This is a genomic window from Mediterranea sp. An20 (genome assembly GCF_002160055.1).
GTDB classification, from domain to species: domain Bacteria; phylum Bacteroidota; class Bacteroidia; order Bacteroidales; family Bacteroidaceae; genus Bacteroides; species Bacteroides avicola.
In genome coordinates this window covers 1-7,285 of sequence record NZ_NFJV01000052.1, presented here as the reverse complement: position 1 = coordinate 7,285, position 7,285 = coordinate 1, and the positions used below count along the sequence as shown (strand labels likewise).

Annotated in this window: 10 protein-coding genes and 1 pseudogene; 5 read left to right on the top strand and 6 right to left on the bottom strand. The window is 43.8% G+C overall.

All coding sequences use genetic code 11. The features are described from left to right. Window positions 1-103: pseudogene (locus tag B5F34_RS17465) on the top strand (IS982 family transposase); the annotation flags it as partial. Between the two features lie 25 nt (window positions 104-128). On the opposite strand, the gene B5F34_RS16835 reads toward B5F34_RS17465, so the two are convergent. The 3 genes from B5F34_RS16835 to B5F34_RS18005 form a co-directional block, all read right to left on the bottom strand. Next, entirely contained in the window at window positions 129-1,067 is a 939-nt protein-coding gene (locus B5F34_RS16835) for a relaxase/mobilization nuclease domain-containing protein (protein ID WP_087340914.1), read from the bottom strand. 9 nt (window positions 1,068-1,076) lie between these two features. After that, window positions 1,077-1,442 (bottom strand): plasmid mobilization relaxosome protein MobC, encoded by a 366-nt coding sequence (gene mobC, locus B5F34_RS16830; protein WP_087340913.1) that lies wholly within the window; start codon window positions 1,440-1,442, stop codon window positions 1,077-1,079. A 182-nt stretch (window positions 1,443-1,624) separates the two neighbouring features. Then, window positions 1,625-1,987 carry a DUF3408 domain-containing protein gene (locus B5F34_RS18005; protein WP_255376983.1) on the bottom strand — a complete coding sequence of 121 codons (363 nt, stop codon included), beginning with the start codon at window positions 1,985-1,987 and terminating at the stop codon, window positions 1,625-1,627. Between the two features lie 286 nt (window positions 1,988-2,273). On the opposite strand from B5F34_RS18005, the gene B5F34_RS16820 reads away from it, so the two are divergent. Genes B5F34_RS16820 through B5F34_RS16810 form a run of 3 tightly spaced genes read left to right on the top strand, consistent with a single transcriptional unit; the run spans window position 2,274 to window position 3,222 of the window. Next, window positions 2,274-2,555 (top strand): hypothetical protein, encoded by a 282-nt coding sequence (locus tag B5F34_RS16820; RefSeq protein WP_087340912.1) that lies wholly within the window; start codon window positions 2,274-2,276, stop codon window positions 2,553-2,555. Window positions 2,556-2,566: 11 nt separating this feature from the next. After that, the gene (locus B5F34_RS16815; RefSeq protein ID WP_087340911.1) at window positions 2,567-2,878 is read left to right on the top strand and encodes a helix-turn-helix domain-containing protein; all 312 of its coding nucleotides are present in this window, start codon (window positions 2,567-2,569) and stop codon (window positions 2,876-2,878) included. A gap of 41 nt (window positions 2,879-2,919) precedes the next feature. Next, window positions 2,920-3,222: a helix-turn-helix domain-containing protein gene (locus tag B5F34_RS16810; RefSeq protein ID WP_087340910.1), complete on the top strand. Its 303-nt coding sequence runs from the start codon at window positions 2,920-2,922 to the stop codon at window positions 3,220-3,222. Window positions 3,223-3,315: 93 nt separating this feature from the next. On the opposite strand, the gene B5F34_RS16805 is transcribed toward B5F34_RS16810, so the two are convergent. From B5F34_RS16805 to B5F34_RS18060, 3 genes are all read right to left on the bottom strand, one after another. Then, window positions 3,316-3,690 (bottom strand): transporter, encoded by a 375-nt coding sequence (locus B5F34_RS16805; protein WP_087340909.1) that lies wholly within the window; start codon window positions 3,688-3,690, stop codon window positions 3,316-3,318. 5 nt (window positions 3,691-3,695) lie between these two features. Further along, a complete protein-coding gene (locus B5F34_RS16800) occupies window positions 3,696-4,928 on the bottom strand; it encodes a site-specific integrase (RefSeq protein WP_087340908.1) in 1,233 nt (410 codons plus the stop codon). A 594-nt stretch (window positions 4,929-5,522) separates the two neighbouring features. After that, window positions 5,523-5,651: a hypothetical protein gene (locus B5F34_RS18060; protein ID WP_255376982.1), complete on the bottom strand. Its 129-nt coding sequence runs from the start codon at window positions 5,649-5,651 to the stop codon at window positions 5,523-5,525. 321 nt (window positions 5,652-5,972) lie between these two features. Here B5F34_RS18060 and B5F34_RS16790 point away from each other — a divergent pair, with 321 nt between their 5' ends. Continuing rightward, window positions 5,973-7,181, top strand: coding sequence for an ATP-binding protein (locus B5F34_RS16790; RefSeq protein WP_087340907.1), 1,209 nt, complete (start codon window positions 5,973-5,975; stop codon window positions 7,179-7,181). The last annotated feature ends 104 nt before the right edge of the window (window positions 7,182-7,285 follow it).

Genomic DNA, 7,285 nt, shown 5'->3' with positions numbered 1-7,285 from the left:
GTTCGCCCGGATTATCGGGAAAATCAGCGCACTTACAATCCTACAATACATTAACTACAAAAACAACAAGCCCATTGGCAGAGTCAAGTATGCGCTGACTTAATTCCGCCAACGGGTATTATCCATATTTAGAATCTTATTTTACGTTGTTTCTTTTTCTTGTTCATGCGTTTTAGCTGTTCCTCGAAACGGTTTTCCTCAGCCTGTCCGTCCGCGCTGTCCGGTATGAAAAGACCTATCGAACCGCTGTACAAATCATCGTTGCCCCTTGGTTCGGTTGGGAACGTGGACTGTTCTTCACGACACGAGGGCGGTTGCATTTCCATTCGCTCGGTACGTTTATTCCGTTCCAATGCTGCGTCAATCTTGGAGTAGCTGAACCGCCTGTCAATCTTGGAACCGCTGAACGAATAGCCGTTCATGGTGAAAACTACACCCTGCACCTCGTCCGACTTGCCTTTGTACTTGAACCGCATTTCCACGCCCTGTTTCTCCAAATTAGCAGCAAGAATGTTCCAGTTTCGACACCTTGAAACTTCCTCTTTAAGGATAGAATAAAGCTCGTATTTGGTCTTGTCCGGCTCTTTCAGGCGATGGCGTTTCACTTGTTCCTTGCCGTCGGCGAAATAAAGGTTATACTTCCGTGTCAGTTCCTTGCAGATGCGTGCACTGCGTATCCGCTCGTTACGGTCACTGATAGTCCTGCCATTATTGGCTATGCGGTTGAACGCTATATGCACGTGCGGATGCTCCTTGTCGAGGTGGCGTACGATGAGTATCTGCGTGTCGGTTATCCCCATTTCTTTCAGGTATTCCAACGCTATTCCAGCCATTGCACGGTCGGTCAGGCGGTGTTCATCTTCCTTATGGAAAGCCAACGAGATGTGTCCGACGGGCTTCGTAACCTTCGGATTCATCTTCGATTGTGCCTCGAAGCTCATGGCTATCGTGTCCTTGTTCTCGGCAAACAGACCGTCGCAGACAAGGATTTTAGCGTCCTTTTCCTTGTCAAGAATGTAGTTTACCACGCCCCTGAAACTGCTTCCTTTTACGATTTTAGCTATCATATCCGGCTGTCATAAGAGGATTAAATTCAGTAATTCTTCAATCCGTGCCACGAGTATGCGGCACTCCATCCTCACCGTGACGAAGCCCGCGGCGTTCGCCTTGTGCGCAAGCTGGTTCAGGTTGTTCGCCATGCCGCAGAGTTGGCGGACGTAACCAGTATGCTCCGGCGTGAGCCGTTCCTTCACCTGCCCGTCCCTCATGCAACGACGCAGGAACTCCCCTGCGAATATGCCCGCGCTCCGTGCCTTGCCTTTCAGTGTGTAGTAGTCCGATGTCGCCATCTTTACCGTGAGGCGGTATTTCAGCTTATCTGCCGCTCCCTTCTTGGGGCGACCTCCCTTGTTCCTGTTATCAGTTTTCCGTTTCTGTTCCATTGATTTCTAATGATTAAAATGTGCATACATAATAGACCAACGGGATGTGGCTCTCTACGGAGTTCACGAGTGGGAGCAGGCGGTTTCGGTATGCCCGAAACACAAACTTGCTCCCCTCAAAACTCCGTTGGACAGGTTCAAGGTAACTCTGAATTGCACCCCGTCAATCCACTTCTTAACTCTCAGAGTTTACGCCATGCTTCGATGTCCTCCCCGTAGGTGTCAAGGTGCTGCCGGGCGATGTTCTCCACCAGTCCCGACACGCTCATCCGTCGCTCGCCGAACATGCGGACAATGCGGTCGAGGGCATCGCGCGTGCGGCGGCTGAGGAATACGGGCTTGCGGTCTTCAATGGACGGAACAGGGAGGAAGGCTCCCTTGTACTCCTCCAACGATGCCCGTCGCTGCTTGCCGATGATACGGCGTACCACCTGCGGAGTTTCATCCGTCTGTTCCGGCACGGCTTCATCTGCTTTTTCCTGCACAGCCCCACTTGCCTGTTCCTGCGTGTCGGCAGGCTGGGGTTCAGTCTTCGGAATTTCCAAACTCGGCTTGTTGCCTAAAAAATCCTACAATGCTGCATCCATACTTTGGCTGCTTAAATTCTTCTTCATACTTGTTTGAATTAAATGTTTAACAATGTTGGTCGTTGTGCACACATTTGACCGATTATCGGTCGCAAAGGAAACGCCTGTATTGCAGGCAGTCAAACGAATGGATTGGCTGTGGCAACAATGTTCGGTTTTGCACTTTACGCATTGCCAGAGCGGTTCAGGCTGCGCCGTTTTGCCATAGTGCATGAAACGGGCATTGGGAATTTTAAGGGCTTATATGGAGTATCGGGACGGATTTAAGGAAATGCCCTTTGAGAAACCGAAGAACGCCACAGGCTACCACATCGACGCCAAATGCTGCCACGCAAGTGCGAAGCGGTCGGATTATGCCGGACTTAGCTTTTCTTTGCAGCACGGACGCTTGGAACAGACGTTACGGTTTCGGTGGATAACGCCACTCCCGACCACTTGCTGCCACAAGCTGCCACCAGACCGCAAAGCCATTGTCTTGTACAAACAACGGCTTTACTTTGCTGGCAAAAAGAAAAACAAACAGTAAATATAATGAGTATGGAAGTAGTAATCATTTCAAAAAGCAAGTATGAAGAAATGGTTGGCAAGCTCAACCGCCTGTCCGACCGGGTGAATGAAATCCTTTGCAAGAGGGAGGGGAAACGGCTCAGCCGCTGGATGGACAACCAGGAAGTTTGCCAACAGTTGCGCATCAGTCCGCGTACCTTGCAGACGCTCCGCGATAACGGAACATTGGCTTACTCGCAAATCGGACATAAGATTTTCTACAAGCCGGAGGATGTGCAGCGCATCGTCCGACTTGTGGAGGACAGGCGTAAGGATGCAGCCTATCGTGGCTGTAGCATCTAATCAGGCAATCGAAAGTATAACCACTAAATCCACTGTAAATTATGGACGACTTGATTCTTGCCGACCGTGAACTGGAGGTCGGCTTTATCGGAAAACTGGATGCTCTGCTTGAAGGCATCGAAAGAATGGATGCGGGGCATAAGGCTTCGCCAAGTAACGAACAGTTCCTGACGGACAAGGAGGTGTCGGCATGGCTCAAGGTGAGCCGACGCACCTTGCAGGACTACCGCAACAACGGGATGGTGTCCTATTACCAGTTGGGCGGAAAGATTCTGTACAAGGAATCGGATATCGAACGGATGGTGATGAGCGGGTATCGGAACGCCTATCGTCTGGAAACGTAAATCTGAACGTACAAAAACAAATGAGGCCGATGGTCGGACAGTTATCCTGCCGCCATCGGCTTACTCTTTATAGAAAGGTCGTTTCGCTTTATCCTAACATGTGCATCGCGGATGGTTATCGGATAGCGAAAAGAACAAATGGATGGAATTTCCTCTATCGAAAGAACAGAGTTTGTCCATGATGAACTGACGGAAAGTCATACTCTCCTTACTTCTCAACTTAAAGGAAACGGCTATCACCATTTCAAGGCTATAAATATCATAGTTTATCCCGTTGTCCTGTCTGATGTATTGCTTTGTTTCACTTTCCAATAACTCGCCATTCTTATATATGGTGTGTACAGCCTTGCGTATGTCGTAACCGAACACATTGAACGCATCGCACATCTCCTGCTGTGTCATCCAGACGGAAGTGGTCGGCATAGTGACCACCCCGTTTTCTGTGATTGTGATTATTCCTCTTTCCATAGTTCTTACATTGCATTAGAAAGTACATTTCGTACATTGGTCATATCACGCAGAATGGAACTATCCAACACACGCGCATAGTGTTGTGTCATTTTTATATTGGAGTGACCGAGCATCTTTGCCACGTTCTCAATACTCACACCATTGGCGAGGCAGACCGAGGTCGCATACGAGTGCCGCGCAACATGAGTGGTTAAGTTCTTCTTTATCAGACACAAATCGGCTATCTCTTTCAAATAGCTGTTCATCTTCTGGTTGCAGGGAACAGGCAGCAATACCTTCTTCTTTTGGCACATCGGATGGTCGGCATACTTACGGAGAATTTCCAAAGGAATGTCAAGCAAAGGGATGTTGCACATATTCTTCGTCTTTTGCCGTGGCTTGCGAATCCACAGGTTGCCGTTTGCATCTTCTACAATATGTTCGGGCGCTAGTTGCTGCACATCAATGAACGCCAACCCCGTCATTGCTGCAAAGATGAAGACATCACGCACGATTCGGATGCGCTCCAACGGAAAGTCTTTGTGGTAGATGGTGAGCAGTTCATCCATTGTCAGAAACTCGCGGATAACCTCTTTCTCATGAAACTTGATGCTCACGAAAGGGTCTTTGCTTATCCATTCGTTTGCCAAAGCGAGATTGGTTATCTTTTTCAGGCACTTCATGTAACGGATAACGGTGTTCTGTTGGCAGGACTTTTCCGTTTTGAGGTAGAACTCAAAAGCATGAACCAACTCCCCGTTGACTTCTGTCAGCGGCAAATCCTCTTTCCCATACTTCTGTTTGATAAGCTCTGCGAGATAGCGTTTGCAGCTTTCATAACGGCGGACGGTAATCAACGCATAGTCTTTCCCCACGAGGGCGCGGCATTGGTTGTTATGTTCCTGTATGGTGCCGATGAGCGTGCGGACTTCTTCCGGATCCTTGTCTTGTCCGAAGAACTTTTCCTGCAACAGTCGGGCGGTAATGGGCTGTCGCTGTTCCTCCAATTCATTAAAAATTTGGTGGAGCTTGATTTTCGCATTTTCGATATAGACGTTCAGGTCGCACGCCTTGCGGCTTTTTCCACGGGCACATTCCTTCGCTTGATTCCATGACGCAGGGTCTATGCTCTTGCGGATGTTGGTTTCCACTCGCGCACCGTTCACGGTGATGCGCATACACACGGAGGCTTCTCCGTTTTTCAGCAGTTTGGCTTTCTTGATGAAGAAAAGCACATTGAACGAGTTTCTTTTCATTTTTCCTACAATTTTTAGTTGGACAAAAGTAGGAAACCATCCGTGTTTTCTTGATACGCAAAACATTGTAAATCAGCGAAAAAGAATCCGGTTCGGTGGAGATTTTCGCTCCACCTTTTCCGCTCCACCTTTTGGAACACCGGAAGCGGTCATATTCCGCACTTTTTTGCGTCCTGCGGGAAAACAAAAACTCCCGATTTCGCTTGGAAATCAGGAGTTTACTGCTATTTGCTTTTCTTCAAAGTGGTGCCACCAGGAATCGAACCTATAGTCCCATTTTGTATTGGAATAATTGAATATAATGTAACATATTTATTATCAGGTGTTTGAATCTGTATAGTTCGGCATTGCTTACAAAAATAGGTTCAGTTCCTACATGATTTGCTGATGAACCTTGTAGGATATTAGTATTCAACCAGATACATCAGACTGCTAAGTGCGGACTTTTCAAATAACCACCTCTTCCCATCTGCATCAGAGAAGAATTTGACATTACGAAGGTAACGTTTCCCGGCTCGCTGAAATGGACAGGAAAAGCCGGTTATTTCCGTTTCATTTTGGAGTTCTGACATTTCGTATCTTTTGCATGTCCGTTCACATAAGTACGAGCTTCTTCACGAAATCTTTCACGTTCCGGTGTCCGGGTTTGTCGAACTGGGAATCCATGAATTCGTCGATGTCAATCAGAACATTTTCTTTTAAAATTTCCCTTTCTGTTTTCATGTTCCAAAGATAGTTCTCTTGATTGAAAAGGACAAGTTTTATGGTGCAAAATTGTGAAGAACGGTGTAATAAAATTCTTGAATTGTACAATAATATGACCTGATGTTTGTTTCACATGGTCGTTATAAATTCGGCTTACGGCATAGTGTCACCGTATCTCCAATGGATGCTGGCTTTATGTTAGCATGGTTGTGAGCGACCTTCAATATTATAGAAACAATATAAGCGGTAATATTATTTTGTAAAGTTGTGTATCTTAGCGTTTTTTCGTATATTTGTTTCAATCAACTCTATGTTTGAGACATATAATATATTTAAAATATGCAAGTTAATATAAAACAAGCAATAAGGCTTTTCTTTTCAAATCCCTCTTTGGATATGGTTTTTATTGAAGCTATAGCCAATTCTTTAGATGCGGATGCATCTAAAATTAATATTTGTATCAGCATTGAAGAGCTAGGGAAACAGGAAACATTAAGAATAACTGTTCAAGATAATGGTGTAGGGTTTACAGAAGAACGTTATGCGAAATTTTGCAAATTACTTCAAGTCGAAGATTCTACTCATAAAGGAGTAGGACGACTTGTCTATTTGTATTATTTTGACACAATAGAGGTTTCGAGTATTTTTGATAAACAGCATAGATCATTTCTTTATAATACATCGTTTGATGAGAATAATTCTAATATGGTATTAGAACCTATAGCTCAACAAGAACAAAGAACAATTTTAAACTTTAGTAATTGTACTTTGAAGCGGTTAAGTAGCTATAATTCTATCTTACCTGATGCTTTAAAAAGAATGGTATTAGAGGAATTTTTACCAAGGTTTTATGTATATAAAGAAGAGGGTAAAGAAATTGAGATAAATATAGAACTAAAAGTTGGCAAGGTAAAAAAGAATCAGTTTATAGGAAACAGAAAGGCAACTATATCATTGAATGATTTACCAGTTCTCAAAATTGAGGACGTAAATGCTTCTCAAATAAGAATGTTTGAAGATATGACTCTTCAATATTCAATCGAAAAAAAAGATAATTATGCCTCCCCCTTTGTAATTACAGCTTTATGTGTAGATAATCGAGCGTATAAATTGTCAGATGTAATATCATCTGATAATATACCATATGGATATGAATTAGTTTTTTTATTGAAATCCTCAATTTTTAATGGTCAAGTAGATCCGTCACGTCAAACTCTAACACTTCGTGATGAGATATTGAAAAGTGTGAAAAAGATATTTCGAACTAAGATAGCTAATATTATTCAGCGAGAGATACCTTCTTTTAAAGAATCTAATGAAAAAACGAAATTGTCATTATCAAAATCATACCCACATTTATTAGGTTATTTTGAAGATGAAGAAATAGGAATAGTATCCAGATCTAAATCTTTAGAAATAGCCCAGCAAAAATTTTTGCGTGATCAAAAAACTGTGTTGGAAGCAGAATATTTGGATGAAGAAAAATATGATAAAGCAATGGATCTCTCTTCTCGTAGTTTAGCTGAATATATATTAGAGCCTGTTTAAATTTTAAAGTTTAATATAGAAAGAGTGTTTCTTCTTTCTTCGGAAATGATTATTTTTAAGTTTCCACACTTGAAATAATTATGTATCCGACAGATTTAGAAGAA